Here is a 26,487-nt window from a genome sequence, read left to right as displayed (position 1 = left end):
TAAGAATTATCATGCACGACATAGTCCCCCAAGAATACAGAGCCGTAACGTTTTCCCGCCGCATCTTTGAGGCCCCGCCCTTCGCAGCAGCCAGACGCCACTGTGCTGCCCACAATGCAGATCTGGCGGTGCCGAACGGACCCGGGCTCGGCGACATCGTCTGCTTTTCTCGATTAGTAGAGGACGTATCCCGCGCCTTGGGGAGACCGATATCCCTTCTGACAGCACCAATGAACCTGCATTACGGGGCGCACTCGCGCGATGGCGACAACCCTGTCTGGGAAAACAACCCGTTCGTTCGTACCATGATTGACCCCGGGCCAGAGGCCATGGCGGAAATCATCATCGAAAAGGACAACCACTTCCAATACGGCCATGTGCTCCAGAACATGGGCTTCCACTATGGTGTACCGCCATCATGCCTCCGCCCGTCGCTCTTCCTTTCCTCTGCAGAGATGGCATGGGCGATCAAAGCGCTGTCTGGGTTCCTGCGCCCAGTGATCTGCCTTCATCCTTCAGGGGTGACTTCAAGTCCTGAAGGAACCCCCTGGCATTTAAGGCGGTGGCGGACCTTGGTACGCCGCTACCACCGACGCGTGACATTCATTCAACTTGGACGAAAGGATTATCGCTTCAAGGAGTTGCAGACATGTTTCATCGAAACATCCATCCGAGAAGCATTCGCATTGATCTGGGCAGCCGATGCCTTCATCGGCTTCGATAGCGGATTAGCTCATGTCGCAACGGCATTCGAGAAGCCTGCAATGGTACTGTGGGATGCGGCGCATAAGGCACCAATAGAAGAATGCAAGCAACCAGGTTTCTCATTCGCGGCCATGGCCCGCTGGGGCTATCCGCAAAACAGGAACATTCTGCTGTTGGGGGAGAAACGCAACGAAGTGGTTGATATAATTGGTGATTTCATAAAAACATTCAACAGCGGGGCGCATCTTCGACTATTCGACGGCTAGAATAAAAAGGCCCCCCGCAGCCCTCACCTCTAACAGGGAAGAGGTATTCTCCACGTCAGGCCAAGCATCGAGATCGGGTGAAGCTTCCACACTCCCGACATGCAAGCAGCGAAAAAGACGGTAGGTCCGAGCAAGTCGAGTGAGTGTGCCGCAAATACGCAGACCGTGCCTCTCATCGGATGAAACCGGAAGTTGTGTTTCGGCGTCGTGTTGTGGAGCGATAGTTTGCAGGCGCGAGATCAAGCGATTGATCCGCGCGCCCATTCCAATGCCGGACAAAAGATCCTCCGAAGCCCGGATACTGTCGGACAGGAACGCGCTTGCCTGGCCCTGCTCTCCCTCCATTAAGGCCGTTATGGCAAGATTATGGCAGAATAGCCATTCGAACTGCCTGCTGCTTGTCGAGCGGGCAAGACTCAGCCCTGCCATAAATTGAGCCTTGGCCTCCAAGAACCTTCCACCATGCAGCAGCAAGGCGGCATAGCAATTTATCAGTCGAATCAGAGGATTTGTAATCCCCTTCTCTTTCAGGTGCGCCATGAAGACCTCGAGTTCGTCGCACCGGGTCTCGTCTGGCTGTAGTATTGCGCGAACAATCAGCGCGTTGGTTCGAGAGTGTGCCCACTGCCGATATCCCTCGATAGTCTGCCGAACAAGGCAACGCGCGGCCAGGGTCACCCCGTCCTCCCAAAGCCGCTGTGTCACCATTGGCTCCTGCAACAGAAAGAGGTGCCCCACATCAGAAAGGAAGCTCGACTGTGCTTCTTCACTTTGACCTTCGAACGGATTCCCGTTCGCATACACAAGCTCAAGCACTTTTACCGCCTGAACCGGATTGCATGTATGAGTAGCCAAAAGCAACAGGCGGGTCAGTCCGGCAGCCAGAGCTGGTCCGCGAGGCTCAAAATTGAGAAACGCTTCGAAATCCTCCACAAAGCTTCGAGCCAAGCCTTGCCGCAGGTCCAGTATCAAACGATACCTCGCCAATATCCCCATTGCCTCACGGGCCACAGTCGCGCGCTCCAGCCCGTTTGTTTCGTCAGCTTGAAAGCGACTTTTGAGTCCGTTCAGCATGCGCTCGGCAACATACTGGGATCCGCGCTGAATTTCGTTCCACAAGAAATCCATCTGGCTCTGCACGAACGCCGCGTAGTTGATGGCATCACCCGCAGCCTCTTGATCGGCGAATATCTGGCACACGCCTTCAAGGCAGCGCCGTTGGTGGATGAAGCTTCCCTCGTCAGCGGAAAGCCGGGCACCACGTTCGAAATGCATGAGAGCATCGGCAGGACGATCAAGGACACTGCTCAGCCGCCCACCGATCACAGCGTCGTCGATGGCGCGGCTATCCAATAGATTCAAGTAGTTCAAACCGTAATCGCGGAAACTGGAGTCCTTTCGCACGACAGCCAATGCCGATGCGGCCATCATGTCATGGGAAAACACTGCTGGCGGGGCAGCCAGGCTTGATTTCATCACGCCCCCACCAAGGACACGGCTACGAATGCGTTCGAGCGTTACAGGGCGGACATGGAGGGCTTTGGCGATTCGGGCTTCGTCAAGGCTGGTGACATCCGAAGTGCGGGAGCTCAGCGACAGCGCACTGAGGCCAAGGTATGCCTTGATGACCGGGCGAAGCCTATGCTCTGCCCTGTTCACCACTTCGCCGATCCGGAAGCTGAGAAAGTCTTCAATTGTATGCGGGACGTTCTCAATGCGTCGCTTGAAAATATCCATGTGGTCAACGCGGTACCGCTTGCGGTCGCCTGGAATGATGATGCCGTCGTCTATGAACTGGCGCACTACATGTTCAAGAAACATCGGATTGCCCCCAGTCATTCGAACGAGAGTGATGGCGATATCTGATGCTTCCGGGCATTCTATGTGAGCGCAAACCCGGTGTTCGACCTCCGCGCACGTCAAAGGTACGACAGGGTGGTACTTAAACGCATAGCCAAGCTCATTGGCGCATTGAACCAGCGCGTTATCCCAGGCCGGGTTCTCCCGTCGGTCGGTATCCCGGTATTCCAGAAGAAAATGAGTGCTGCCCCATCCTTCGGCATGTAGCCTCAAAAACAACTCGCGTAGCATACGAATCGTAGCGGGCGGAAAATGATGGCAATTGCGCAAAACTATCAACAAGGGACGCGGACAGTGCCGGATTGCGTGCGTGAGTGAATCCAATATCGCCAACCCATCGGATGTTGTGGCTTGACCATCCGTTGCCCTTTTCAGTGCGTTGGCGATATCATCGCACGCTTCGACGCCATTTGCGAATTGGGCAACGGCAGCCTCGGCAAGTTCGTACTCGGTTTCGGCTGATTGCGTGCGGCGGTCCCTCACGTTTGAGAACAGGCGCGCCTTCAGTATGCGAGCGAACAGATCGCTGCCTGCAGTTTCAGTTGCGATAGCCTGAAAGCAGTCATAGTTGAAATCGTCCTTGAGCTGGCGCGCAACAGACTCACAGAAATGGCTTTTCCCGACACCGGCTTCGCCATGAATAGCGACCACGCGAGCAGAACCATGGCGCGCCTGGCTCTGGGCAAAATGTTGGGCCTCAGAGTTCCTCAAGTCGCCAAAGGGCTCTGCGCTCCCGGCGGTGATGAAGCGAATCATATCCGTAGGCAGGAAGGTTGAATCGGCAACACCCACCTTGGCGAGCACGCCGGCCACTGTCACATTGCGTCCTGTGGACAAATCCAAGCAGACTGGAAGTGATGGCTCGAGGGGGCCTGCTCGAAAAGAACCCAAAGGCTGTTCGGCCGCGTCAGCAATCGCCAGGAAAAGATTAGCCCCCGACATCCCGGAAACGACGATATCGAAAACGACTCGTGCGCCTACGGGAACTTCAATTTGGTCCGGCATGAAAGAATCGTCAGCGACGATCTCAACTCCCCAATTATGCTCGATGCGAACAATCAATTGCTCGATGCGAATTTCACCAGCCTCTTCCTTCTCCTCTGATTTACGTCGCGCCAACAACTGCCCAAGCGTCATGTTGTGGAACTGCGTATGGTCAAAATTTCCCCTGACGTGTGACGAACCGAACAATCTTTCTGCGTACATCTTTGCTTGAGCAGAAAGCGGTTTCGGAGAAACAATAAATAGATTATGCGGTCTGTTTAATATCGCATAGCAAAATATTTTACCTACAACATCAAGACTTAGCGTTCTTGATCTTCTTTTACATTCTATTGCAGCAATAATTATGTCATTGTTCTTGGATGTTTTTCCGCCAACGCGAAGCTTCGGGATATTGCACCGAATTTCAATATCTGCGATTCCACTGAATTCCTCGTTTGAGACATACACACGCCCTTCGTCAAACAGAGAATAATTTTCTTTCTTCAACGCATCAATGACGCGTTGCTGATAGTCGGCCCATGACAGCTTGCTCTCGTCAAACGTCACCTTATGATTAATCATAATTCTTAGTTATCCATGTTTATCTTCACGGTTGTTATGCCTGTCACCTACAAGGACATTTTCAACAAAAAGATCATGAATAGTTGCAAACGAGTCACCCATGGCGCATGTACAACCATATTTCGACGCTGTCCACATGAACACTCGAGAGTGGTTCCCATACGAATCGCCCTGAAATGATATTGCCTCAATGCAGCGCATCTCATGGCGTATGGATTAATCGTTATGCAACGTGTCGGAGCTCCCTGTTTACGTTTTTTCACGTCATGCAAAAAGCCGCCCCAGTACTGGAGGCGGCCTTTCATGCAGCTTGGGTAATCTGTCAGGACTGCGAATCTACGAACGCTTCAGTTCCAGCGCCTTCTGGATCATGGAATCCGCCGTCATGATCGACTTGGAGTTGGTCTGAAAGCCGCGCTGGTAGATGATCATGTTCACGAATTCCCGCTCCATGGACACGTTGGACTGCTCCAGGCTCTTGGCCGCCACGGTGCCGTAGTTTTCGGTGTCGGGCAGCCCCTCTTCCGCCGCGCCCGATTCCTTCGTGGCAGAGAAGTGGTTCATGCCCTCACGGCGCAAGCCGTCTTCGCTGGTGAAGCGGTACAGGGTGAGACGGTACAGGTCGTCTTTCTGCCCGTTGCTGTAGCGACCGGTGATGATCCCGTCCGAGCTGATGTCGATGTCCACCAGAATGCCTTGGGCGTAGCCATCCTGCTTCGCCCGGATTTCCGACGAACTGCCGCCGTAGGCCGTGGTGCTGACCGCCGCCAGGGTGGCCCCCGCCATGCCCATCAGGCTGGTGGCGTTGGACCCGACCGCCGCCGGGCTGCCCGCCCCCGCCGTCCATGCCCCGGTGGACGAGGACAGGCCGAGATCCAGCCCCACCACCTGTGTCCCCCCGCCGCTCGCGAAGGTGGCGATGAACTGCGGCAACCCGTCCGCCCCGAACGACGCCGGTGCCCAGTTGCTGAGGTTGGTGGCGTCCGTGCTCGTGGGCGTGTAGGCAGACATGTTCACCAACTGCCCGGATGAATTGAAGGTAAGCGTGCCGGACATCAGCAGCCCCGCAGCGGACGTTCCGGCCATGGCCGAACCGTCGTGCGCAGGGTCCATGCCCACCACGAACTCGAAATACTTGTTGCCGCCGCTCTGCCCGGCACCGTCGAAATAGATGGTCACGTCGTGGGCGTTGCCCGTGGCGTCGTAGACCTTGATAGACTGCTTGTACGTATAGGCCGAATCGCCCAGCGGGGTGTCCGCCGCGCCGTTCCACTTGGACAGCAGCGAAAAGTACGGGTTGGCCGCATCCGACGACCTGTCGCCCGAACCCAGGTTGTTCAGTGCCGTGATGGACGTTGTGGCCTTGGGGGGCATGACGTTGCGCCCGTCCGCGCCCGGCGGCAGGCTGATGGGGCCGGTGGCCCCCTCCACCCCGTCGGTGATGGCTCGCCCGTTCAGCACGAAGCCGTTGGGGTCCACCAGGCTTCCGTCCTTGTCGAACCGGAAGTTGCCCGCGCGGGTGTAGTGCGTCTTGCCGTCCAGCGTTACCTGAAAGAACCCCTTGCCGTTGATGGACAGGTCGGTGACAGCGGAGCCCGATTCGTACGGCCCCTGTCCGTGCAGGGTCCGGATGTCCGTCAGGCGCGTGCCAAGGCCCACCTGGCTGATGGAGGTGGTTGCCGAGTTGCCCGTGCCTGCGTACTGGCTCATGAGGTCCTCGAACAGCGCCTGCTGTTGCTTGAACCCCACGGTGTTGACGTTGGCCAGGTTGTTGCTGACCGCCTGCATGCCCTGCGCCAGGGTTTTCATGCCGGTGGCGCCGGAATAGAGGGCGCGTAACATGCGTATCTCCTCGGGCGCGAAGTACCCCGGTCCGTGACGCGTTTCGACTGCCTTCCCGACGGAAGGCAGGCACGCGGAACCGGGGAAGATTCTTCCCTGAGGGGTCGCAAAGCACGAGCCGTGCCAGCGCTAAGCAACACGAAGCAACCTTGCGGAATGTAAAGACAGGCGTACCCCCCGCATTCCAACGGGCGGCAGAACCTGCCCAGGGTCCGGGCAAGGCCGCCGGCTCGGGTACCGGACACACCCCTTACGGGACATCATGCGGCAGGGCGCACCGCTTCCGCGCACGCCAACGGGCAACGGGCCAGGCACACGGCTCCGGTGCATGCCGCGCGCTGTCCCGTGCTACGCGTCAACCGCTTCAACGCGACAATCGCCCCAACGCGGCAGGGCCGCACGGCAATCGCCGCGCGGCCCTGAAAAGCGTCACGCTCGGAAGCCGGGCGCAATGGCCCGCCTCCCTCCGCAAATCCCGCCAGCACGACTACCCGGCAATGCCGGTGCGGGCCTTCCACGAAATCACGGTATTGATGAGCAACTGGGCGATGGTCATGGGCCCCACGCCGCCGGGCACCGGGGTCATGGCCGAGGCAATGCAGGTGATGTCGTCATACTTGCAGTCGCCCACCAGCCCCTCGTCGGTACGGTGAATGCCCACGTCCACCACCACCGCGCCGGGCTTGACCATGTCCGAGGTAACCAGGCAGGGCCGCCCGGCCGCCACGAACAGAAAGTCCGCCTGGCGGCATTCCTCGGCCAGGTTCGGCGTGCCGGAATGGCAGACCGTCACCGTGGCGTTGGCGTACTTGCCGGGCGCGCCCAGCATCAGCGCCAGCGGCTTGCCCACGATGTTGCTGCGCCCCACCACCACGGCCTTCTTGCCCGAAGGCGAAAGGTCGTACCGCTCCAGCAGGGTCATTACCCCCGCCGGGGTACACGGGCGAAAGCCGGGCAGGCCCAGCGCCAGACGGCCCATGTTTTCGGGGTGAAAGCCGTCCACGTCCTTTTTCGGGCTGATGCGTTCCAGGCAGCGCTGGCTGTTCAGCCCCTTGGGCAGCGGCAGTTGCAGCAGGATGCCGTCGATGTCCGCGCGCCCGTTCAGTTCGTCGATCAGCACTTCCAGCGTTTCCTGCGTGGTGTCCACAGGCAGGCGGAACGCCTCGGAGCGGATGCCCGCCTCTTCGCAGCCGCGCTCCTTGTTGCGCACGTACACCTGCGAGGCCGGATCCTCGCCCACCAGAATAACCGCCAGCCCCGGCGCGCGGCCAGCCGCTGCAAGCCCCGCCGACACATCTTCCTTCAATTCCGCGCGAATGGCCGCAGCCGTCGCCTTGCCGTCGAGCAGCAACATGTCTCCAACCTCCCGAAATCCGGCGCGCGTGCGCGCCGCCTGTCCGATTCCGCTGCCCGGCACCGTCTTGCGTTCCGGTTGCATTCGCCATGTATCGCCGCCTTGCCCCCCTCAGGAGAGTAGGCGGCGAGATATCGGGGCGCTGCCCCGTGCCCCGCCGGGGGAGCATGCTCCCCCGGCCCCCCCGTTTTGGGGGCGGGTTCATACCGAAATTTCCTGCCGGACCACGTGCAACGCTCTGCCGCGCCTGCACGCCGAAAGCAAAAGGGAGGGAGCCACGCAGGCCCCCTCCCCATTATCACGCAACAGTGCGCTACTCCTCGATTTCTTCTTCGAAGCCGAAGTGCGCGCTCATCATGGGCCCGAAGTAGATGCCCGTGTCGTCCAGGTCTTCCTCGATGCGCAGCAGTTGGTTGTACTTGGCCAGCCGGTCGCTGCGGCACAGCGAGCCGGTCTTGATCTGACCGGCGTTCAGGCCCACGGCCAGATCGGAGATGAAGTGGTCCTCGGTTTCGCCCGAGCGGTGCGAGATCACCGTGGTGTAGGCGGCCTGCTTGGCCATCTCGATGGTGTCCAGGGTCTCGGTCAGCGTACCGATCTGGTTCAGCTTGATGAGGATGGAGTTGGCCACGCCCTCGTCGATGCCCTGGGCCAGAATGTCGGGGTTGGTCACGAAGATGTCGTCGCCCACCAACTGGATGGTGTCACCCAGCTTGTAGGTCAGTTCGCGCCAGCCGTCCCAGTCGGCTTCGGCCAGGCCGTCCTCGATGGAGATCAGCGGGTAGCGCGTGGTGAACTCGCCCAGCCACTCCACCATCTCGGAGTTGGACAGGTTCTTGTTCTCGCCCGCCAGCACGTACTTGCCGTCCTTGTGGAATTCGGAGGCAGCGGCGTCGATGGCCAGCGCGATTTCCGCGCCGGGAATGTAGCCCGCTTCCTCGATGGCCTTCATGATGTAGCGGAAGGCTTCGTCGTGGTTCTTCAGGTTGGGGGCAAAGCCGCCCTCGTCACCCACGCTGGTCACGTGGCCGTCGGCGGCCAGCAGCGCCTTCAGGGTATGGAAGGTTTCGGCGCCCATGCGCAGCGCGTCGCGGAAGGTGGCCGCGCCGATGGGCATGATCATGAATTCCTGGATGTCCAGGTTGTTGGGCGCATGCGCACCACCGTTGATGATGTTCATCAGCGGCACGGGCAGCACCTTGGAATTCACGCCGCCCAGATACTGGTACAGCGGCAGCCCCAGAAAGCTGGACGCGGCGCGCGCGGTGGCCAGGGACACGCCCAGCATGGCGTTGGCACCCAGGCGCGACTTGTTGTCGGTGCCGTCCAGGTCCAGAAGGGTGTTGTCCACCTGCACCTGACGCAGGGAATCCAGCCCCACGACGGCTTCGGCGATTTCACCCATCACGTTGTCCACGGCCTTTTCCACGCCCTTGCCCTTGTAACGGCCCTTGTCGCCGTCGCGCATTTCCAGCGCCTCGCGGGTGCCGGTGGAGGCGCCCGACGGCACGGCGGCGCGGCCGGTGTGGCCCGATTCGACGGAAACCTCCACCTCGACGGTGGGATTCCCGCGGGAGTCAAGGATTTCCCTCGCCCAGACGGATACGATGGTGCTCATCTGCATCTCCTTGGTCCTTTCATGTTCGTCGGGTTTCGGTCGGAATGTCGATACCAGACGCGAAGCGTCGAATGTCCGTACCTGACGCGAAGCGTCGAAACGTGTGCCAGACGCGAAGCGTCGAAACGTGCGGCCTGACGCGAAGCGTCGAAACGTGCGGCCTGACGCGAAGCGTCGAAACGTGTGCCAAACGCGAAGCGTCGAAACGTGGCCCAGACGCGAAGCGTCGAAATGTTCGCAAACGTCCATGCCAGACGCGGCGCGCCGCGCGAAAACGCTAGCGCAGGCCGCTTTCCAGATACAACAGCCGCAGGCCCTCCAGCAGAAGGTCGGGCCTGACGTGGTCGAAACAGCGGCTCACCCGCGCGATGTCCCGGGCAAAACCGCCCGTGGCCACCACCTCGATGGGGCCGGGCAGCACGCCGCCAAGGCGGGCCAGCACCCCTTCGGTCATGGCGGCAAAGCCGAAAATGAAGCCGTGGTTCAGGCTGGTGGTGGTGGACCTGCCGATGACCGGCGTATCTTCTTCCACTTCCAGGCTGATACGCGGCAGCTTGGCCGTGCGCGACGACAACGCCCCGGCGGACGAAAGCACACCGGGACAGATCAAACCGCCAAGATACGCACCCCCCTCCACGCAGTCAAACGTGGTGGCGGTGCCGAAATCCACGGATACCAGCGACCGGGGGCCGGGGTACAGCCGCCGGGCGGCATAGGCGGCCACCAGCCGGTCGGCACCCACTTCGGCAGGTCGCTCGTAGCGGTTTTCCAGCGGAATGGCGATGTCGCCGGGGGCGAACAGCAGCTTGCGATACAGGTAGCGTTCGCAGGCACGGCGGATCAGCGGATTGACGCCGGGCACCACCGAACTGGCCACGCAGGCCCCCACGTCCGACGGCCCCAGCCCGGCGTGGCGCAGCACCTCCAGCAGGCGCAGCCCGATGGAGTCGGCCGTCTGGCCGGGGTCTGTGGGCAGCACGTACGAGGTCAGCACGGCGGTTTCCACCGCTATGCCGATCTTTACGTTGGTGTTGCCGATGTCGAACAGCAGGAAATGCTGGGTCATGCCGCTTCCGAATATATGGATGTGGCCGCGCGCGTCCCGTGCACGATGCACCTGTGCGCAAGTGTAGCCTGTTCGGACGGAAACGCAACCGTGGCGCGCCGCTTCGCCTACCTCAAAGCGGCCCGATTCGCAACGGTCCGCCACGGGTCATCCGAAGCACCCGACCTTCCGGCGCATCTGGGGCATCTGGGGCACCTGGGGTACCCGGGGTACCCGGCCCACCACCGGATGTCGGCAACAACGCGCGCCTTCTTCTTCGGCGCCGGTCCGGCCCCTGGCGCCTGCCGACCATGCAGCCCGTGCCGCGCAGGCCGAAGCGTGCATTCCGTGCAGCTTTGCACGTCACTTGCATCATTGCCGGGGCATACGGAAAAAACTTCCAGGAGACCGCCATGACCACGGGCATTACCCCCCTTTCGCAGGATACCTTCTCGCACATCGACTCGCTGCTGGCCCGCGCCCGCGAGGCGACCGAAGCCAAGCGCACCTCGCTCGACGCCACCGGCACCCAGACTTCCCCGGCAGGGCAGACAACCACGCCCGTCCCCACCGCCGAGGCCGACCAGGCTTACAGCGCGGTCATGGACATGCTGGCGGCTCCCTCCAGCGATGCGCACCGCTCGCTGGACCCGGAACGGGTAGCCCGGCTGCTGGACCTGTAGCCCGGCTGCTGGACCTGTAGCCCGACGGCTGGACCTGTAGCCCGACGGCTGGACCTGTGCCCGGACCAGGGCGCCCGTCCGGATCATTCCGCCGGACGCACCTGCCCACGGGCACCCGGCCTCCCTCCGATGCCGCAACGGCACGACGCCCTCATGCATGCGGAACGTTTCGCGTGCATGAGGGCGTCGTGCCTGTCGGATTTCCGTCGTCGGTGCGTTGCGCTGGCGCCGGGCAGGGCCAGACCGCGTCAGGCCGCATTGGCCGGAGCTGGCCGTATCTGGCCGGAGTTGGCCGGATCAGGCCGGATCAGGTTCGCCCTTGCTGCGGGCCAGGGCCGTATCGTGCACCCGTTTGGCCTGCTCCTTGTCCGGGTCAACCTCCATGGCCTTGCGCAGGTGGCGCAGGGCGCGCTTGGGCTCGCCCGCCTCCAGCATGGCCTTGCCCATCAGCAGAAACAGCCGGTGCTCGTTGCGGTAGAACCCCGTGGCCTCGGTGAAGGCATCGTCCGCCTCGGCCACCTTCCTGTGTTCCAGCAGCCGCCTGCCGTGCAGCAACAGCTTGTCCAACTGCTGCTTGCGGGCGATGGCCTGATCGTAGGTTTCCTGTTCCTGCTCGTCGCGCATGGAGCGCAGGATACGGGCCAGCATGGCCAGCAACTGCTTCTCGGCGCCTTTCTCGAACGTCAGCCCGCGCGGCGAAATGGCCGTGGCCCGAGCCTTCACGTCCTCGTCGCGAGAAAGCATCTGCACCATCTCGCGCAGCGCGCCGTGCAACTCGGCCAGGTCGCGCCCGACAACGCCGCCGTCCACGATGGGCTGCACGCCTGCGGCGGTGGCCGCCAGGGCGCGGGGCACGTCGTGCCTGTGAAAATATGCCTTGGCTCGCGCCAGGTACTCGCGCGCCTGGCGCGCGTCTCCTTTTGGTGACACCGGGTTGCCTCCGCTGCGCTGGACGCCGTGCGTCCCGCCCGTTGTGCTCGACGCTTCGGCCATGCTACACCATGATGCAAACAGCCCAAGGAGGCCACCATGGCGAAGTATCTGTACCTCGATCAGGACGAATGCATGGCGTGCGAATCGTGCGTCGAACTTTGCCCCGAGGCGTTCAGAATGTCCAGCGCGGGCGAATACGCGGAGGTCATCGACCCCAATACCACCGCGGGATGCGTGGAAGACGCCATCTCCACCTGTCCGGTGGAATGTATCGAGTGGCGCGAGGAATAGCCCCGCGTCCCGAATCCCCCGTCCCGCCTCGTTCCGCGCCCGGCGCGCCCGGGCATGACATTCCCTGCCCTTTTTCGACACATTCCATGCGGGCCGCACCTCCTTGCCGGGACGTGCGGCCCGCATGCGTTCCCGCCACGCCGGGCGCGTACACCGCGCATCCGCCCCTTCCCCGGCGCGTCGCTCCCGCCCAGAGCGTGCACTTTCGCGCGCCCGGTGGCTGGCGGCCCCCCCCCTTCATCGCAGCCGCATCACGCTGAAACGGCGTGGAAAGCGCACCGAATGACGACGGGGAGCGCAAAAAATCACGCATCGTTGTTGACAATGAAAATCGTTTTCATTAAACAGGACAAAACGACGCGAGACTCGTCGGAAGGAGCCTCTCATGTGCGCAGCACTCATCGGCGGAATGGACAGACTGAAGCGCGACTACATCAATGCGGCTCTAGCCAGCGGTGTGGATCTGAAGGTGTTCACGGGCAAGGAGAACCGCATTGCCGACAAGCTCGGCCAGGCGGACATGGTCATCGTGTTCACCAACAAGATCTCGCATGCCGCCAAGCGCGAGGTGGTGCAGCACGCCAAGGCCAACAGCATTCCCGTGCAGATGCTGCACAGCTGCGGCGTCTCCACGCTGCGCCAGGCCCTGGTGACCACCAACTAGAATTTCAGGCACGACGACGCCACCACCGTGGAACCCCGGCACTGACCCGCGAAGCACGCGGATGCACCCAGCCCGGCGCATCCGGCCCACTGCTTCATGCCGGGGCTCCGCGGCGGCGCTCCCCATGCGCCGCATGCGGAAAGTGCACGGACAAACACGCGGCCACCGCATCACATTTCAGGACCAAGGACGAGACCATGTGCGCAGCAAGCCAGATCGGCGCCTTGAACAGACAGGGCATGCAGGCCCTTTCGGAGGGCAACCTCGCCAACGCGGACTTCCTGCTCTCGCAGGCCCTGCGGCAGGCCATGGCCCTTGGACTTTCCGGTTTCGAGGCCAAGATTCGCAACAACCTCGGGCTGGTCTGCCGCCTGCGCGGCCGCATCGACGAAGCCGTGGCCCACTTCTCCGCCGCCCTGGCGCATCTGGAAGCCAAGGTGGGCACGCAGCACCGCGTCTACACCGCCATCGCGGGCAATCTGGATGCCGCCCGGGCGGAAGCCACCACCAACGTCCTGCACTAGGCCATCGCGCGGGCATCAGGAGCGCCCCAGCCCACGCGTGCCTGTTGCGACACCTACGACTCCGCAGCACCTTCCCGCCCCTGCCGGGAGCCCTTGCGCCGTAATGCGCCCGGCCCACACCGGCTCCGCATGACGCTGCCGATCTCACGCGCCCGATTCGCCTTCACCACCCGCATGACGCATGCCCCGTGCATGCGCCATGCCTGCTGGATGCAGTTTCACGCCGCAACGCCACAGTCGCCGCACACGCCGTGTGGCAGGAACAGCGTTTCCCGGCCATTTGCGTGAAACGAGCGCCTTGGCACTGGACGGCCCCCGCCCGTTTCCAGTAGGTTGTTCAGTGCGCCTCCGCCACTCCGCCACATCGCGGAAGGGGGCACGCCTACCGTCAAGGAGCCATACCATGAGCAGCGGCATTGAAGTCGCAAAGCCCTTCGTCGCGGCCACCATCAACGTGTTGTCCACCATGGCGGGCATAACCCCCACGGCCGGGGCGCCCTATGTGAAGAAGAACAACGTGGCCAAAGGCGACGTGTCGGCCGTCATCGGCATTACCGGGTACAAGAACGGCACCATCTCGGTAACCTTCACCAAGAAGTGCGCCATAGCCCTGGTAAAGGCCATGCTGGGTGACGACATCCAGGACATCGTCCAGGACATCAAGGACGCCGTGGGTGAAGTGACCAACATGATCTCCGGTCAGGCCCGTGCGGGCCTTGCCGAAATGGGCATGACCTTCCAGGGGGCCACCCCTTCGGTGATCATGGGCGACGGGCACACCATCAGCCACATCACCAAGGCGCCCATCATCGCCATTCCCTTCGGCACGCCCCACGGCGACTTCACCGTGGAGTTCTGCTTCGAGTAGCCTCTGGCAACCTGGCGACCTGGCGACCTGACGACGGAGCGCCGGGAACCCGTGCGGGAACGCACGAGAGTTTTCCACAACCCACGCCTCCACACCCCCTTTGCCCTTTTGTGCACGGCGCCGCCGGAACACCGGCGGCGCATGCTTTTCACGACACACAATTCACAACATATCCCATCGGCATTACGGCCATTATTCGCGCAAAAGCACCCCACCCACAGCAACAAAGACACAACGCTGCGCCACATGTGAACTTCTGCGTGCGCGGCCTGTGAAAAGACAAAAAAGAAGCCCCGTTCCGGGCCTGCCAAAGGCGCCAAACCGGGAAAAAATACCCCGGTATTCCACCCCCTAACAGGTTAAGGACTGGCTTTTCCAAAACACCCCACTATACAAAAAAAATGGGGTGCAGTAGGCTTCGGCTCGAACTAACCCGCTGGGTTAAAAATTTACTAGACACTTTCTTGACGGCGCGGAGCATCGCAACGCACCTGCCGCAAGGCGCCGCCGAAGGGCTTTTCATTTCCGGGATCTCGCCACCCGGACAAGGATACTTCCCGTCATGTCCTCCGCATGGAACCACGTGCATGGCTTCGAGCGCCTGAGCCTCTGCGACTGGCCCGGCTACAGCAGCTGCGTCATCTTTCTGGGCGGCTGCAACATGCGCTGCCCCACCTGCCACAACTGGCAGCTGGCCTGGCATGCCGACACCCTGCCCGTGCTTTCGCGCACCGCTATCGAATCGTACATCGAAGCCCGCCGCCACTGGCTGGACGGGGTGGTCGTGACCGGGGGGGAAGCGACCACCGTGGAAGGCTTCGCCGACCTGCTCCGCGACCTGCGCCGTTTCGGCCTGCCCGTGAAGGTGGACAGCAACGGCCTGCGCCCCGACGTGGTGGAACTCTTGCTGCGCGACGGCCTGGCCGATGCCTTCTCCATCGACGTCAAGGGACCCTTCGCCCTTTACCCGCGCCTGTCCGGCGGCACCACCGCCCCGGACGAGGCCCGCGCCGCGCTTTCGCGCATCTTCGCGCTGGCCCAGGCGCAGCCCGACGCGTTCATGTTCCGCCTCACCCGCGTTCCCGTGCTTTCCGATGACGACGTGGAGCAGGCCCGCCGCCAGCTTCCCGTCGGCTTCGAACTGAAGATACAGGATTACGTGCCCCCCCGGAGGAAGCATGCCGAAGCAGATTCTGAAACGCGACGGACGGCTGGAGACGTGGTCCACGGACCGCATCGCGGAAGCCATCCTGAAGGCCCTGAAAGCAAACGGCATTAAGGACCCGCTGCTCTCCAAGCGCATCGCCCACAGGGTGGAGCTGAAACTCGCGGACTGCGAGGTTCCCGAGCAGGAACAGGTGCAGGACACCGTGGAACAGGTGCTGATGGAATCGCGCCTGTACGCCGTGGCCAAGCGGTACATCATCTACCGCGAAACGCGCCGCACCCTGCGCGAGCAGAAAGCCGCCTTCCTCGACATTTCCGAGACCATCGACAATTACCTCACCAAGGCCGACTGGCGCGTGCACGAGAACGCCAACATGACGCACTCGTTCCAGGGCCTGATGCTGCACCTTTCCGGCACGTTGCAGGCCAAGTACGCGCTCGAGAAGTACCCCGAGGAAGTGCGCCAGGCCCACGACCACGGCTACTTCCACATCCACGACCTGTCCTTTGGCCTTGCGGGGTACTGCGCGGGCTGGAGCCTGCGCGACCTGTTGCTGGAAGGGTTCAACCTCGAAAACCGGTCCAGCGCCGGACCCGCCAGGCATCTGGACACCGCCATGGGCCAGATGGTCAATTTCCTCGGTACGTTGCAGAACGAATGGGCAGGCGCCCAGGCCTTCAACAACGTGGACACCTACCTTGCCCCCTTCGTGCGCAATGACGGCCTGACCTACAAGCAGGTACGCCAGGCCATGCAGAAGTTCGTGTTCAACCTGAACACCACCTCGCGCTGGGGCGGCCAGAGTCCGTTCACCAACCTGACCTTCGACCTTGTGCCGCCAAAGCACATCGCCACCGAGCCCATCATCATCGGCGGCGAATACAAGGATTCGGTCTACGGCGAATACGCGCCGGAAATGGAGATGCTGAACCGCGCCTTCCTGGAAGTGATGCTGGACGGCGACTTCCATGGCCGCATCTTTTCCTTTCCCATTCCCACGTACAACGTCACCAAGGACTTTCCGTGGGATTCGGAGATCGGCGACCTCTTGCTGAAGCTTACCGCCAAGTACGGCGCGCCCTACTTCCAGAACTTCATCAACTCCAACCTCAACCCCGAAGACGTGCGCTCCATGTGCTGCCGGTTGCAGATGGACCTGCGGCAGTTGCGCAACAAGGTGGGGGGGCTGTTCGGCGCGGGCGACCTGACCGGGTCCATCGGGGTGGTCACCCTGAACCTGCCCAAGCTCGCCTATCTCGCCCAGGGGGAAGAGGATTTTCTGGACATGGTGACCGAGTACGCGGAACTGGCCCGCGATTCGCTGGAATTCAAGCGCAAGCTGGTCACCGCCAACCTTGAACGCGGCATGTTCCCGTGGTCGCGCCGGTACCTCAAGAACGGTTTTGCCGGGCACTTTTCCACCATCGGGCTGGTGGGCGGGCACGAAGCCTGCCAGAACCTGCTGGGCAAGGGCATAGAAACCGAATCGGGCGTGCGGCTGATGCAGCGCACCCTGAACCACCTGCGCAACCTGACCGCGCGCTTTCAGGAAGAAACCGGCACCCTGTACAACCTGGAAGCCACCCCTGCCGAAGGCACCAGCTACCGGCTGGCCAAGATCGACAAGTCGCTCTACTCGGAAATAAAGGCCTCGGGCAACGGCACCCCGTACTACACCAACTCCACCGCCCTGCCCGTGGGCATGACCGAAGACGTGTTCGCCGCGCTGGACCACCAGAACAAGCTGCAACCGCTGTACACCGGCGGTTCGGTGTTCCACACCTACCTCGGCGAATCCGTGGCCGACACCGAGGCCCTGAAGAAGTTCATCATCAAGGCCTTCACCCAGACGCGCCTGCCGTACCTGTCCGTCACCCCCACCTTCTCGGTGTGCAAGGACCACGGCTACCTGCAAGGCGAACAGCATGCATGCCCCGACTGCGGCCAGACCACGGAAGTGTACACCCGCATCGTGGGCTACTACCGCCCCGTGTCGCAGTGGAACAAGGGCAAGCAGGTCGAATACGACGACCGCGTCTGCTACAACGGGTTCTAGGCGGCTGTGCTTCGGCAGCTTCCGTGAATGCGGACTGCCCTCTCTCCGGACAGAAATCCAGAGCCGCCTACCGGGCGGCTCTTTCACGTATGCGGGCAGTTCCCGCCAAACCCGACGACCGCGTCACCCATCGCCATGCCCGACCGCAACTTCGACTTCGATCACGCCCCCGACCGGCGCAACACCGGCAGCCTGAAATGGGACGACATGGGGCGCATGTTCAACCTTTCGCCGGATGAAGCCGCCACCGCCATCCCCCTGTGGGTGGCCGACATGGACTTTGCCTCGCCCCCGGCGATACGCGATGCCGTGGCCCGACTGGCCGAGCTTGGCGTGTTCGGCTACCCGGCGGATGGCATCGCCTGCCGCGAAGCCGTGTCCCACTGGCTGGCCGATCGGCACGGCTGGACCGTAAACCCGCGCCACCTGCTGCCCGTGCCCACCGTGGTGGCCTCGCTGTGTCTGGCGGTGCGGCTGTTCACCCGGCCCGGTGACGGCGTGGTCATCCAGACGCCCATCTACCCGCCTTTCCGCGCGGCGGTGCAGGACGCAGGCTGCCGGGTGCTGGCCAACCCGCTGGCCCTCACCACCGATGCCGACGGCAACCCCTTCCACGAAATGGATTTCGACGCGCTGGATGCGGCCCTTGCCGACGGCGGGCGCGGGGCCAAGGTGCTGCTGCTGTGCAGCCCGCACAACCCCGGCGGCAGGGTTTGGACCCGCAAGGAACTGACCCGCGTGGCCGAACTGTGCCTGAAGCACGGCACGCTCATGGTCAGCGACGAAATCCACCACGACCTGCTGCTGCCCGGCCATGTACACACCGTGCTGGCCAGCCTGTCGCCGGAAGTTGCCGAGCGCACCATCACCACCGTTTCCGCCGCCAAGACCTTCAACGTGCCCGGCGCGGGGCTGGGGCACGTGGTTATCGAAGACGACACCCTGCGCCGCACCTTTCGCGCGGAACTCACCGGCCTTGGCATCCGCCATCCCAACATGTTCGGGCTGGCCACCACCGAGGCCGCCTGCCGCCACGGCGGCCCGTGGCTGGACGCGCTGATGGACTACATCGCGGGCAACGCCGCGCTGGTGCGCGACGTGCTGGGGCAGCGCCTGCCCGCAGTCCGCGTCATGCCGCCGCAGGGCACCTACCTTTCATGGGTGGACTTTCGCCCGTTGGGTCTTGCGGAGGCGGACCTGCTGCACCGGGTGCGCCACGAGGCAGGCGTGGTGCCCAGCCCCGGTTCCAGCTTTGGGCCGGAAGGTGAAGGCTGGCTGCGCCTGAACCTGGGCTGCCCGCGCGCGCTGCTGCGCACCGCGCTGGAACGCATGGCGGATGTGCTGGACAAGTAACGCCAGCCACGCCCAAAAAAGATCCGGGGGAAGGAACCGTTGCACGGCTCCTTCCCCCGGTTTCTTTCAGGGTCTTGAATGGTCTAGATCCGCCCTTCCTCCACGCCGTGGCAGGCCACCAGCGCGCCGCTTTCAAGCTGGCGGGCCTTGGGCACTTCCTGCATGCAGCGCGCGTTGGCGTGCGGACAGCGGCCATGGAACACGCAGCCCGAGGGCAGGTTGATGGGCGTGGGCACGTCGCCGGGCAGCTTGATGTGCGCGGCGGCCTTGCCGCCCACGCGCGGAATGGCCGAAAGCAAGGCCTGGGTGTAGGGGTGGCGCGGGCTGCCGAACAGGTCGGCGGCGTCGGCCAGCTCGCACAGGCTGCCCAGGTACATCACGGCCACGCGGGTGGAGATATGCTCCACCACCGACAGGTCGTGGCTGATGAACAGGTAGGTCAGGTTGCGCTGCTCTTGCAGGTCCATCATCAGGTTCAGCACCTGGGCCTGGATGGATACGTCCAGCGCCGAGATGGGTTCGTCCGCCACGATGAACTCGGGGTCCACCACCAGGGCGCGGGCGATGGAGATGCGCTGGCGCTGCCCACCGGAAAATTCGTGTGGATAGCGCACGCCCCACAGCGGGTTGACGCCCACCTGCTCCATGACGGCAGCCACGCGGGCCCGCACCTCGGCGTCGGAAATGCCGGGGTTGTGGAAGCGGACGGGTTCTTCGAGTATTTCGCGCACCTTCATGCGCGGGTTCAGCGAGGCGTAGGGATCCTGAAAGACCATCTGCATGCGGGTGCGATAGGGCAGCATGCCGTTGTCGCTCAGGTTGTCGATGCGCTCGCCCCGGTACAGTATCTCGCCGCCGGTGGCCCGGTACAGGCCGATGACGGTGCGCGCCAGGGTGGACTTGCCGCAGCCCGATTCGCCCACCACGCTCAGGGTCTCGCCGGGCAGGATGTCGAAGCTCACGTCGTTGACGGCGTGCACCACGGTGTGCTTGCGGATGATGCGCCCGCCCGAGAATCGCAGCTGGTCCAGCAGCCCGCCGGATATGTCGAAATGCTTGACGACGTTGCGCAGCGAAAGCAGTGCGGTATTCTGGTTGGTCATTCCGGCGTCCCCCTTAGGCTACCATATGGCAGGCGGCCAAACGCCCGTCGCTTTTCTTTTCCAGCAGCGGCCGGGTGGTGGTGCACACGGTTTCGCACAGTTCGCAGCGGTTGTTGAACGGACAGCCGCGCGGCACGTCGGAAAGGCTGGGCATGCTGCCGGGAATCTGGTTCAGGCGGCGGCGCGCACGCGGCGCGGCCACATCCGCAAGGCCACAGTCGGCCTTGTCCGCACACTGCGGCAGCGCGCCCAAGAGGCCGCGCGTGTAAGGGTGCAGCGGCTCGCCCACCACCATGCCGGTATCGCCCATTTCCACGATGCCGCCCGCGTACATCACCGCAATCTTCTGGGTGACCTGCGAGACCACGCCAAGGTCGTGGGTAATCAGGATGAGGCCCATGTCCTCCGACTGGCACAGCTCCAGCAGCAGGTCCATGATCTCGGCCTGGATGGTCACGTCCAGCGCCGTGGTGGGTTCGTCGGCGATGATCAGCGACGGCGACGTCAAGAGCGCGATGGCAATGACGATGCGCTGGCGCATGCCGCCGGAGAATTCGTGCGGATACTGGGTCAGGCGGCGTTCCGGCGAGGGAATGTAGACCTTGCGCAGCTTGTCCAGGGCAATGCCCTCGGCTTCCTTGCGGGTCACCTTCATGTGGGCGCGGATGGTTTCGATCATCTGCGTGCCCACGGTCAGCACCGGGTTCAGGGTCATCATGGGATCCTGAAAGATCATGCTGATGCGGTTGCCGCGTATGTCGCGCAGGGTTTCCGCATTGGCCTTGGTCAGGTCCTTGCCCTCGAACAGCACGGAGCCGCCTGCGATGAAGCCGGGCTTGGACACCAGGTTCAGGATGGAAAACCCGGTCACGGACTTGCCCGCGCCCGATTCGCCCACAAGGCCCAGGCGCTCGCCCTTGCCCAGGGTGAACGAAACGTCGTTGACGGCGGTAAGCGCGGTGTCGCGCAGCGCGAACTTGACGGTAAGGTTGGATACGTCGAGCAACGGTTGCATGGGCTAGTCCTTGTACAGCTTGGGATTCAGGAAATCCCGCAGCCAGTCGCCAAGCAGGTTGATGGACAGCACCAGCAGAATCAGCACCACGCCCGGAAACAGCGTTATCCACCAGCTGCCGCTGAAGAAATACTGAAAGCCCGACTTGATCAGCGAGCCCAGCGAAGGCTTGGTCACCGGCATGCCCAAGCCCAGGAACGACAGCGCCGCCTCGCTCATGATGGCGTTGGCCACCTGCACGGTGGAAATGACCAGCACCGGGGTGAGCGTGTTGGGCAGGATGTGCCGCCACATGATGCGGAACGGCCGAAGCCCGATGACCCGCGCCGCCTCCACGTATTCCTTCTTCTTCTCCGCCAGCACCGATGCACGCACGGTGCGCGCGTACTGGGGCCATTCCGCAAGGCCGATGACCAGCACCAGGAAGGGCACGGCCACCTGCTCGTAGCGGCCCACGCCAAAGGTCATCTGCACGATGGCCCCCAGGAAGATGGCCACCATGTAGGAGGAAAACGACAGCTGCACGTCGGCGATGCGCATCAGGATGTTGTCCAGCCTGCGGCTGCCGTAGCCGGAAAGCAGCCCCACCATGATGCCGATGCACGCCTGCATGGCCACCGCGCCCACCCCGATCAGCAGGGATACGCGCATGCCGTACAGGATGGCCGAGAACAGGTCGCGCCCCTGGTTGTCGGTGCCCAGCAGAAAGGCCGGGTTGCCGCCGTCCTTCCACAGGGGGGGCGTTTCCGCGTCCATGATGTCGATGTTGGCGCCGTCGAACGGATTGTGCGGGGCTATGACCGGGGCCAGCAGGGCCGAGGATGCCAGGATGACGAACAGGGCGAAGCTGGTCACCGCCACCGGGTCGCGCAGGAAGGAATACAGGAAGTACGACTGGCGGAAACGTTTCAGAAGACCGGCCATGCTACTTCCTCCCCGCGATGCGGACCATGGGATTCACGAAACCGTAGATCAGGTCCACCACCGTGTTCACGCTGACGAAGATGGCACCCACAAAGATCAGGTAGGCCACCAGCAGCGCCGTATCGGCGCGCTCCACGGCCTCCACGAACATGAAGCCCATGCCCTGCCACTGGAACACCGTTTCGGTCAGGATGGTGAAGGCGATCATGATGCCAAGCTGCACGCCGCCCACGGTAATGACCGGCAGAAGGGTGTTCTTGAAGGCGTGCACCATCACCACGCGCCATTCGGGCAGGCCCTTGGCCCGCGCGAATTTCACGTACTCTGTTTCCAGCGCTTCCTTCATCTCGGCGCGGATCAGCCGGATGAACAGCGGCAGCATGATGGACGACAGGGCGATGGAGGGCAGGATGATGTGCTTGAAATTGGCCCAGGTGGTCAGCACCGATGTCCACCCCGGGAATATCTCCACCGGGTTGCCGCGCCCGAACGAGGGCAGCCAGCCAAGGTGCACCGAGAAGATGTAGATCATGAAGATGGCCGTCAGGAACACCGGCACCGAAACCCCCACGATGCTGATGCCCATGAACAGGCGCGACAGCACCGAGCGCGGACGGCACGCGGAATACACGCCCACCGGCACGGAGATCAGCACGATGATGCACTGGGCCACGAAGACCAGTTCCAGCGTGGCCGGGGCTTTCGCCAGAATCACGTCCAGCGCGGGCTTGCGGTAGAAGTACGAAGTGCCCAGGTCGCCCTGCACGGCGTTCTTGGTGAAGCGCGCCCACTGGACTAGGTACGGGTCGTTCAGCCCCAGCTTTTCGCGCAGGGCCTCGCGTTCCTTGACGGATACGGACACGCCCACCATCTCGCGCGTGGGGTCGCCAACGGACTGCTTGATGGCGAACCCGATGAAGCTGATGATGAACATGACCAGCAGGGCTTGCGCCACCCTGCGGATGATGAATGCGAACATGTGCGTCTCGTTGCCGGTAACGGCGTTGCTGGTTGCCGCGGAGCCGCGGGCCGCGCGTCCTTCCTCCACACGATACGGCCCCCGTGCGATGCGGGCTCCCGCACGGTGCGGGGGCCGCACGATGCAGGAACGGGGGCGGAGTGACGGCGGCAGCGCCCGCGCGCAGCGGCCTGATGCGTGCGAACGTCCCGGCCATGGTTCGACCCATGGCACCCTGCGGGGCAGGGGCAGCGGGACCGCACGCGGCGGCCACGAAAGCGCGAAGGCGCGAAACGGCGTGCGCGGCGTTGTCCGCAACCCGGCCACGATCGGCGCACCATGTTCCGGTGAGCCTGCTGGGAGCGCCCGCCGCGTGTCCGGAATGGCTGACGGAATGCCCAGCCAAAAGCCGGAATGCGGGGGGCGGCGGAATGCCGCGCGTCGGTAACGGGGTGATCCCCGCCCGGTGGGCTACAAAATTTCGGCGGGGCAGGCAAGGGGTGTTCCCCTGCCCGCCCGCCTTCACAAATCCGTCGAAAAAGCGCGGGGGTCTTGCAACCGCCCGCGCTCATTCACTGTTACTGCATCACCACGTCGCCGAAGTAGGGGAAGTCCTGCACGTTGATGATCGCCTTCGCGTTCTTCACCGTCTTGCGGGCAGCCCACGACAGCGGTTCCATGTGCAGCGGCACGAAGGCGGCCTCGTCGTAGGCCAGCTTCTCGGATTCCTGCAGCACTGCGTCGCGCTTCTTGGGATCGGTGGTGCGGTTGGCTTCCTCGATCAGCGCGTCGTACTTCTTGTTGCAGTAGTTGCCGCTGTTGTACTGCCCCATGCCGGTGTCCTTGTTGATGCACATCAGCAGGTATTCGCCGTAGTTGGCGGTGTCTTCGGTATCCGGGTGCCAGCCGATCATCTGGATGTCGGCAACCTGGGCGTCGTACTCATCCCAGTACTGGGCCTTGGGCATGGTCTTCAGGTTCACCTTGATGCCGATCTTGGCCATCATGGAAACGAAGGCCTGGGCCACCTTTTCGTCGTTCACGTAGCGGTTGTTGGGCGCGATCATGGTCAGTTCCAGACCCTTTTCGTAGCCCGCTTCCTTCATCAGCTTCTGGGCCTTGGCCAGATCGAAACGGGGCTTCAGGTCGGCGATGTAGCCGGGGTAGCCCTTGGGCGCCTGCTGGTGGGTGACCACGGTGTAGCCCTTCATGATCTTGGCCACGATGCCCGCATGGTCGGTGGCGGCAATGATGGCTTCACGCACCTTGGGGTTGGCCAGGGCGGGGTTGCGCTTGCCGTTCAGTTGGAAGGTGATGATGCGGGTGCTGGCCATGGTGATCAGCTCCACATCGGGGTTCTTGGCCAGCTGGTCGTAGTCCTGCACGGGCACGGGGGTGATGAAGTCCACGTCGCCCTTCAGGATGGCGGCCACGCGGGTGGCTTCGTTCTTGATGGGGGTGAGTTCGATGGTGTCGACGTTGCCGCGCTTGGTCCAGTAGTTGGGATTGGCCTTCAGCAGCAGCTTCACGCCGTGTTCGCGCTGGGCCACCATGAACGGGCCGGTGCCCGAGGCGTTCTCGTTGGCGAACGAGGGGCCGTTCTTCACCACGGCGCCCTTGGGCTGGCCAGCGGCGTCGGTGCCGGTGTAGAACTTGGAATCCATGGGGAAAATGTAGGTGGCAAGGTTCATCACCAGGCCGTAGGGTTCGGTGGTGATGATGTCGATGGTGTGGTCGTCGACGACCTTGGGTTCGGCAAACTTCACGTACAGGCCCTTGAAGTCGGGGGCTTCCTTCAGGCGCTTGACGGTCCAGGCCACGTCAGCGGCGGTGAAGGGGTTGCCGCTGTGGAACTTGACGCCCTTGCGCAGGAAGAAGCGCACGGTGGTGGGGTTGATCTGTTCCCACTTTTCGGCCAGGCGCGGTTCGAACTTCATGTCCTGGGTCCAGCGCACCAGGGGATCGAACACCCAGTGCGAGTAGGCCAGCATGGGCCCGGAAAGCTGCATGTGCGGGTCGAGCGATTCAGGGTCGGACGAGATGCCGACGCGGAAGGTCTTGCCTTCGGCGGCCTCGGCCTTGGGGCCGAACGCCAGCACGGCCGCCAACATCATCAGAAGCAATACGATGGTCCGTTTCATCCAGTACCTCCAGCGGTTGTTGCTGCAATGACGCCGCGCGGGCCCGGCAAGGCCTGTCAGGACCGGTGCGGACGGCTCGTCCCGTGGCCGTCCGGCCAGCACCCCGATGCCCGTGATGCCAATGATGCCCACGATGCGTTGTCCGATGCAATGAGACCGACAGTCCTGTAGACCATCCGGCGGCAGGTGCGTCAAGCGGGGGGCCATGCGAATATTGTCAAATCACGCCACGCAGATGTACCGTTAAATCAGCGTGCAGACGGGACATGCAAAGGCCGCCGCGCCCTGCACGGGTGCGGCGGCCATTGCTGAAGGCTCGCGGCGGACAGGAAGGGTCGGGTCGCGCCCTTCGGGCCGGACGTTGCGTACGATGTCCGCACGGCTCGCAAGCCCACGAACGGATGCTTCGGGAATACCCCTACTGCGAGCGCACCTTGCGCATGTACTCCATGTACACGGCGTTCACCCACTGGGCGGCGCGGTACACCCCGTCGCGCACGGGCACCCAGGTCACCGTGCCGTCGACGTCGATCTTGCCGTCGAACAGAAATTCCACGCCCACGTCCACCCCGCCGACCACGCTGCCCGTGTGCATGCGGGTGGAAACCTCCGCCTTCAGCAGCAGGTCCAGGGGCTGATGCGCGCCGCCGGGCCAGTGCAGGATGGCGCGCAGCACCACCTTGTCGCCCCGTGCCAGCGGCCCCTTTTCGCCGCTCACTCCCGCGCGGGGGGCGATGCAGGCGCGCATGCCCCCGGCAGAAATGTCCACAAGGCCGGGCTGCGGGTCTGCCACGGATTCCGCCACCGGGCCTGACGCGGTCTGGGGCGCCTGCGCGGGCTGTCCCTCCGCCCCAAGCAGGCACTGGGTAGGCGCACCGGCGATGCGCAGATACCCTTCCAGCGCCGCCAGGGGCAACGGGCCGTCGTCGGGGGCTTCGTCGCGCCACATTTCCAGCAGGCCCACCAGTTCCGGCACCGGGCGCACCCGCACGCTGCGGCGGCGCTGCCCCGAGTCGATGGCGGCGGGCTTTTCCAGTTCAACGATCAGCCCGGTGGACAGGGCGCGGATGTCGAGAATGCGCGAGGCGAACATGTAATGCTGTTCCGTGCGCTGGGGGGCCATGGCCACGATGCGGAAGTAGCATTCCACCGTCTGCCCCTTCCATGCCGAGGAAAGCCGCACCCCGCTGGACATGTCGATGAGCAGGGTGGGGCCTTCGTACGAATCGATGAGCCCGGGCAGCGAATGCTGCTTGCCGTCGCGGGTGCGTACCACCACGTAGAACCGCGCCCGGCGGTCCGCCGCAAGGCGCAGTTGCTGGAACACCAGGTTTGTCGCGTGCTCCTCGTCCTTCTTGCCGAACAATGCCATTGATGCTCCTGCGGCATGCCCCTGGCGTGACATGCCCCGAATGGTCGTGGGTCCGTGGTGTCTCGCGCGCGGCGGCCTGAACTCCCCCGAGCGGGCCCATGCCCGTGCGCCGCGCGTTCATGAGCACTGCCCCGGAAGCCGCCATGCGTCAAGGATAACCGCCGTAAACAAGGCGATG

Annotated in this window: 21 protein-coding genes; 9 read left to right on the top strand and 12 right to left on the bottom strand. The window is 63.2% G+C overall.

The window, feature by feature from the left end; all coding sequences use genetic code 11:
- Window positions 1-11: 11 nt before the first annotated feature.
- Window positions 12-971 (top strand): glycosyltransferase family 9 protein, encoded by a 960-nt coding sequence (locus ABWO17_RS10850; protein ID WP_353118423.1) that lies wholly within the window; start codon window positions 12-14, stop codon window positions 969-971.
- Here ABWO17_RS10850 and ABWO17_RS10845 read toward each other — a convergent pair.
- The 5 genes from ABWO17_RS10845 to ABWO17_RS10825 all read right to left on the bottom strand — a co-directional run bounded on the left by ABWO17_RS10845 (window position 957) and on the right by ABWO17_RS10825 (window position 10,277).
- The gene (locus tag ABWO17_RS10845) at window positions 957-4,397 is read right to left on the bottom strand and encodes an AAA family ATPase (RefSeq protein WP_353118422.1); all 3,441 of its coding nucleotides are present in this window, start codon (window positions 4,395-4,397) and stop codon (window positions 957-959) included. The two genes, ABWO17_RS10850 and ABWO17_RS10845, sit on opposite strands and share 15 nt — an antisense overlap.
- A 336-nt stretch (window positions 4,398-4,733) precedes the next feature.
- Complete coding sequence (locus ABWO17_RS10840) at window positions 4,734-6,239, bottom strand: flagellar hook protein FlgE (RefSeq protein ID WP_353118420.1); 1,506 nt, start codon at window positions 6,237-6,239, stop codon at window positions 4,734-4,736.
- Between the two features lie 487 nt (window positions 6,240-6,726).
- The gene (folD, locus tag ABWO17_RS10835; protein ID WP_353118418.1) at window positions 6,727-7,593 is read right to left on the bottom strand and encodes a bifunctional methylenetetrahydrofolate dehydrogenase/methenyltetrahydrofolate cyclohydrolase FolD; all 867 of its coding nucleotides are present in this window, start codon (window positions 7,591-7,593) and stop codon (window positions 6,727-6,729) included.
- A gap of 313 nt (window positions 7,594-7,906) precedes the next feature.
- Complete coding sequence (gene eno / locus ABWO17_RS10830) at window positions 7,907-9,211, bottom strand: phosphopyruvate hydratase (protein WP_353118417.1); 1,305 nt, start codon at window positions 9,209-9,211, stop codon at window positions 7,907-7,909.
- 277 nt (window positions 9,212-9,488) lie between these two features.
- A complete protein-coding gene (locus ABWO17_RS10825; protein WP_353118415.1) occupies window positions 9,489-10,277 on the bottom strand; it encodes a type III pantothenate kinase in 789 nt (262 codons plus the stop codon).
- A 392-nt stretch (window positions 10,278-10,669) separates the two neighbouring features.
- Between ABWO17_RS10825 and ABWO17_RS10820 the strand changes: the two genes are divergently transcribed.
- Window positions 10,670-10,939 (top strand): hypothetical protein, encoded by a 270-nt coding sequence (locus tag ABWO17_RS10820; protein ID WP_353118413.1) that lies wholly within the window; start codon window positions 10,670-10,672, stop codon window positions 10,937-10,939.
- Between the two features lie 297 nt (window positions 10,940-11,236).
- Here ABWO17_RS10820 and ABWO17_RS10815 read toward each other — a convergent pair whose 3' ends face one another.
- On the bottom strand, window positions 11,237-11,869 hold the full coding sequence (locus tag ABWO17_RS10815; protein WP_353118411.1) for a hypothetical protein: 633 nt from the start codon (window positions 11,867-11,869) through the stop codon (window positions 11,237-11,239).
- A 99-nt stretch (window positions 11,870-11,968) separates the two neighbouring features.
- Here ABWO17_RS10815 and ABWO17_RS10810 point away from each other — a divergent pair, with 99 nt between their 5' ends.
- The 7 genes from ABWO17_RS10810 to ABWO17_RS10780 all read left to right on the top strand — a co-directional run bounded on the left by ABWO17_RS10810 (window position 11,969) and on the right by ABWO17_RS10780 (window position 18,796).
- Entirely contained in the window at window positions 11,969-12,163 is a 195-nt protein-coding gene (locus ABWO17_RS10810; RefSeq protein WP_353118410.1) for a ferredoxin, read from the top strand.
- 385 nt (window positions 12,164-12,548) lie between these two features.
- A complete protein-coding gene (locus ABWO17_RS10805; protein ID WP_353118408.1) occupies window positions 12,549-12,827 on the top strand; it encodes a DUF2325 domain-containing protein in 279 nt (92 codons plus the stop codon).
- A gap of 197 nt (window positions 12,828-13,024) precedes the next feature.
- Window positions 13,025-13,351, top strand: a complete 327-nt coding sequence (locus tag ABWO17_RS10800) for a tetratricopeptide repeat protein (RefSeq protein WP_353118406.1) — start codon at window positions 13,025-13,027, stop codon at window positions 13,349-13,351.
- A 403-nt stretch (window positions 13,352-13,754) separates the two neighbouring features.
- The gene (locus tag ABWO17_RS10795; RefSeq protein ID WP_035067211.1) at window positions 13,755-14,219 is read left to right on the top strand and encodes a chemotaxis protein CheX; all 465 of its coding nucleotides are present in this window, start codon (window positions 13,755-13,757) and stop codon (window positions 14,217-14,219) included.
- 562 nt (window positions 14,220-14,781) lie between these two features.
- A complete protein-coding gene (locus ABWO17_RS10790; protein WP_353118405.1) occupies window positions 14,782-15,498 on the top strand; it encodes a radical SAM protein in 717 nt (238 codons plus the stop codon).
- Window positions 15,398-17,443, top strand: coding sequence for a ribonucleoside triphosphate reductase (locus ABWO17_RS10785; RefSeq protein WP_353118404.1), 2,046 nt, complete (start codon window positions 15,398-15,400; stop codon window positions 17,441-17,443). Before ABWO17_RS10790 ends, ABWO17_RS10785 begins: the two co-directional genes overlap by 101 nt.
- Window positions 17,444-17,578: 135 nt before the next feature.
- Window positions 17,579-18,796: a MalY/PatB family protein gene (locus ABWO17_RS10780; RefSeq protein ID WP_353118402.1), complete on the top strand. Its 1,218-nt coding sequence runs from the start codon at window positions 17,579-17,581 to the stop codon at window positions 18,794-18,796.
- A gap of 83 nt (window positions 18,797-18,879) precedes the next feature.
- Here the strand turns inward: ABWO17_RS10780 and ABWO17_RS10775 are convergent, their stop codons facing one another.
- The 6 genes from ABWO17_RS10775 to ABWO17_RS10750 form a co-directional block, all read right to left on the bottom strand.
- A complete protein-coding gene (locus ABWO17_RS10775) occupies window positions 18,880-19,899 on the bottom strand; it encodes an ABC transporter ATP-binding protein (protein ID WP_353118400.1) in 1,020 nt (339 codons plus the stop codon).
- Window positions 19,900-19,912: 13 nt separating this feature from the next.
- Window positions 19,913-20,914, bottom strand: a complete 1,002-nt coding sequence (locus ABWO17_RS10770; RefSeq protein WP_353118399.1) for an ABC transporter ATP-binding protein — start codon at window positions 20,912-20,914, stop codon at window positions 19,913-19,915.
- A 3-nt stretch (window positions 20,915-20,917) separates the two neighbouring features.
- Window positions 20,918-21,838, bottom strand: coding sequence for an ABC transporter permease (locus tag ABWO17_RS10765; protein WP_353118397.1), 921 nt, complete (start codon window positions 21,836-21,838; stop codon window positions 20,918-20,920).
- Window position 21,839: 1 nt separating this feature from the next.
- Complete coding sequence (locus ABWO17_RS10760; RefSeq protein WP_353118395.1) at window positions 21,840-22,817, bottom strand: ABC transporter permease; 978 nt, start codon at window positions 22,815-22,817, stop codon at window positions 21,840-21,842.
- A gap of 557 nt (window positions 22,818-23,374) precedes the next feature.
- Complete coding sequence (locus ABWO17_RS10755) at window positions 23,375-24,937, bottom strand: ABC transporter substrate-binding protein (protein WP_353118393.1); 1,563 nt, start codon at window positions 24,935-24,937, stop codon at window positions 23,375-23,377.
- A 418-nt stretch (window positions 24,938-25,355) separates the two neighbouring features.
- Window positions 25,356-26,309, bottom strand: a complete 954-nt coding sequence (locus tag ABWO17_RS10750; RefSeq protein ID WP_353118391.1) for a hypothetical protein — start codon at window positions 26,307-26,309, stop codon at window positions 25,356-25,358.
- Window positions 26,310-26,487 lie beyond the last annotated feature (178 nt).

Source organism: Nitratidesulfovibrio sp., assembly GCF_040373385.1.
In the GTDB taxonomy this organism is placed as follows: domain Bacteria; phylum Desulfobacterota; class Desulfovibrionia; order Desulfovibrionales; family Desulfovibrionaceae; genus Cupidesulfovibrio.
The sequence above is the reverse complement of the archived record's forward strand: the minus strand, read 5'-3'. Positions and strand labels throughout refer to the sequence as shown.

What these genes read in the sequence shown, in the direction of transcription:
- ABWO17_RS10850 (WP_353118423.1), top strand. Translation starts at nt 12, where the DNA reads ATGCACGACATAGTCCCCCAAGAATACAGAGCCGTAACGTTTTCCCGC.
- ABWO17_RS10845 (WP_353118422.1), bottom strand. Translation starts at nt 4,397, where the DNA reads ATGATTAATCATAAGGTGACGTTTGACGAGAGCAAGCTGTCATGGGCC.
- ABWO17_RS10840 (WP_353118420.1), bottom strand. Translation starts at nt 6,239, where the DNA reads ATGTTACGCGCCCTCTATTCCGGCGCCACCGGCATGAAAACCCTGGCG.
- folD (WP_353118418.1), bottom strand. Translation starts at nt 7,593, where the DNA reads ATGTTGCTGCTCGACGGCAAGGCGACGGCTGCGGCCATTCGCGCGGAA.
- eno (WP_353118417.1), bottom strand. Translation starts at nt 9,211, where the DNA reads ATGAGCACCATCGTATCCGTCTGGGCGAGGGAAATCCTTGACTCCCGC.
- ABWO17_RS10825 (WP_353118415.1), bottom strand. Translation starts at nt 10,277, where the DNA reads ATGACCCAGCATTTCCTGCTGTTCGACATCGGCAACACCAACGTAAAG.
- ABWO17_RS10820 (WP_353118413.1), top strand. Translation starts at nt 10,670, where the DNA reads ATGACCACGGGCATTACCCCCCTTTCGCAGGATACCTTCTCGCACATC.
- ABWO17_RS10810 (WP_353118410.1), top strand. Translation starts at nt 11,969, where the DNA reads ATGGCGAAGTATCTGTACCTCGATCAGGACGAATGCATGGCGTGCGAA.
- ABWO17_RS10805 (WP_353118408.1), top strand. Translation starts at nt 12,549, where the DNA reads ATGTGCGCAGCACTCATCGGCGGAATGGACAGACTGAAGCGCGACTAC.
- ABWO17_RS10800 (WP_353118406.1), top strand. Translation starts at nt 13,025, where the DNA reads ATGTGCGCAGCAAGCCAGATCGGCGCCTTGAACAGACAGGGCATGCAG.
- ABWO17_RS10795 (WP_035067211.1), top strand. Translation starts at nt 13,755, where the DNA reads ATGAGCAGCGGCATTGAAGTCGCAAAGCCCTTCGTCGCGGCCACCATC.
- ABWO17_RS10790 (WP_353118405.1), top strand. Translation starts at nt 14,782, where the DNA reads ATGTCCTCCGCATGGAACCACGTGCATGGCTTCGAGCGCCTGAGCCTC.
- ABWO17_RS10785 (WP_353118404.1), top strand. Translation starts at nt 15,398, where the DNA reads ATGCCGAAGCAGATTCTGAAACGCGACGGACGGCTGGAGACGTGGTCC.
- ABWO17_RS10780 (WP_353118402.1), top strand. Translation starts at nt 17,579, where the DNA reads ATGCCCGACCGCAACTTCGACTTCGATCACGCCCCCGACCGGCGCAAC.
- ABWO17_RS10775 (WP_353118400.1), bottom strand. Translation starts at nt 19,899, where the DNA reads ATGACCAACCAGAATACCGCACTGCTTTCGCTGCGCAACGTCGTCAAG.
- ABWO17_RS10770 (WP_353118399.1), bottom strand. Translation starts at nt 20,914, where the DNA reads ATGCAACCGTTGCTCGACGTATCCAACCTTACCGTCAAGTTCGCGCTG.
- ABWO17_RS10765 (WP_353118397.1), bottom strand. Translation starts at nt 21,838, where the DNA reads ATGGCCGGTCTTCTGAAACGTTTCCGCCAGTCGTACTTCCTGTATTCC.
- ABWO17_RS10760 (WP_353118395.1), bottom strand. Translation starts at nt 22,817, where the DNA reads ATGTTCGCATTCATCATCCGCAGGGTGGCGCAAGCCCTGCTGGTCATG.
- ABWO17_RS10755 (WP_353118393.1), bottom strand. Translation starts at nt 24,937, where the DNA reads ATGAAACGGACCATCGTATTGCTTCTGATGATGTTGGCGGCCGTGCTG.
- ABWO17_RS10750 (WP_353118391.1), bottom strand. Translation starts at nt 26,309, where the DNA reads ATGGCATTGTTCGGCAAGAAGGACGAGGAGCACGCGACAAACCTGGTG.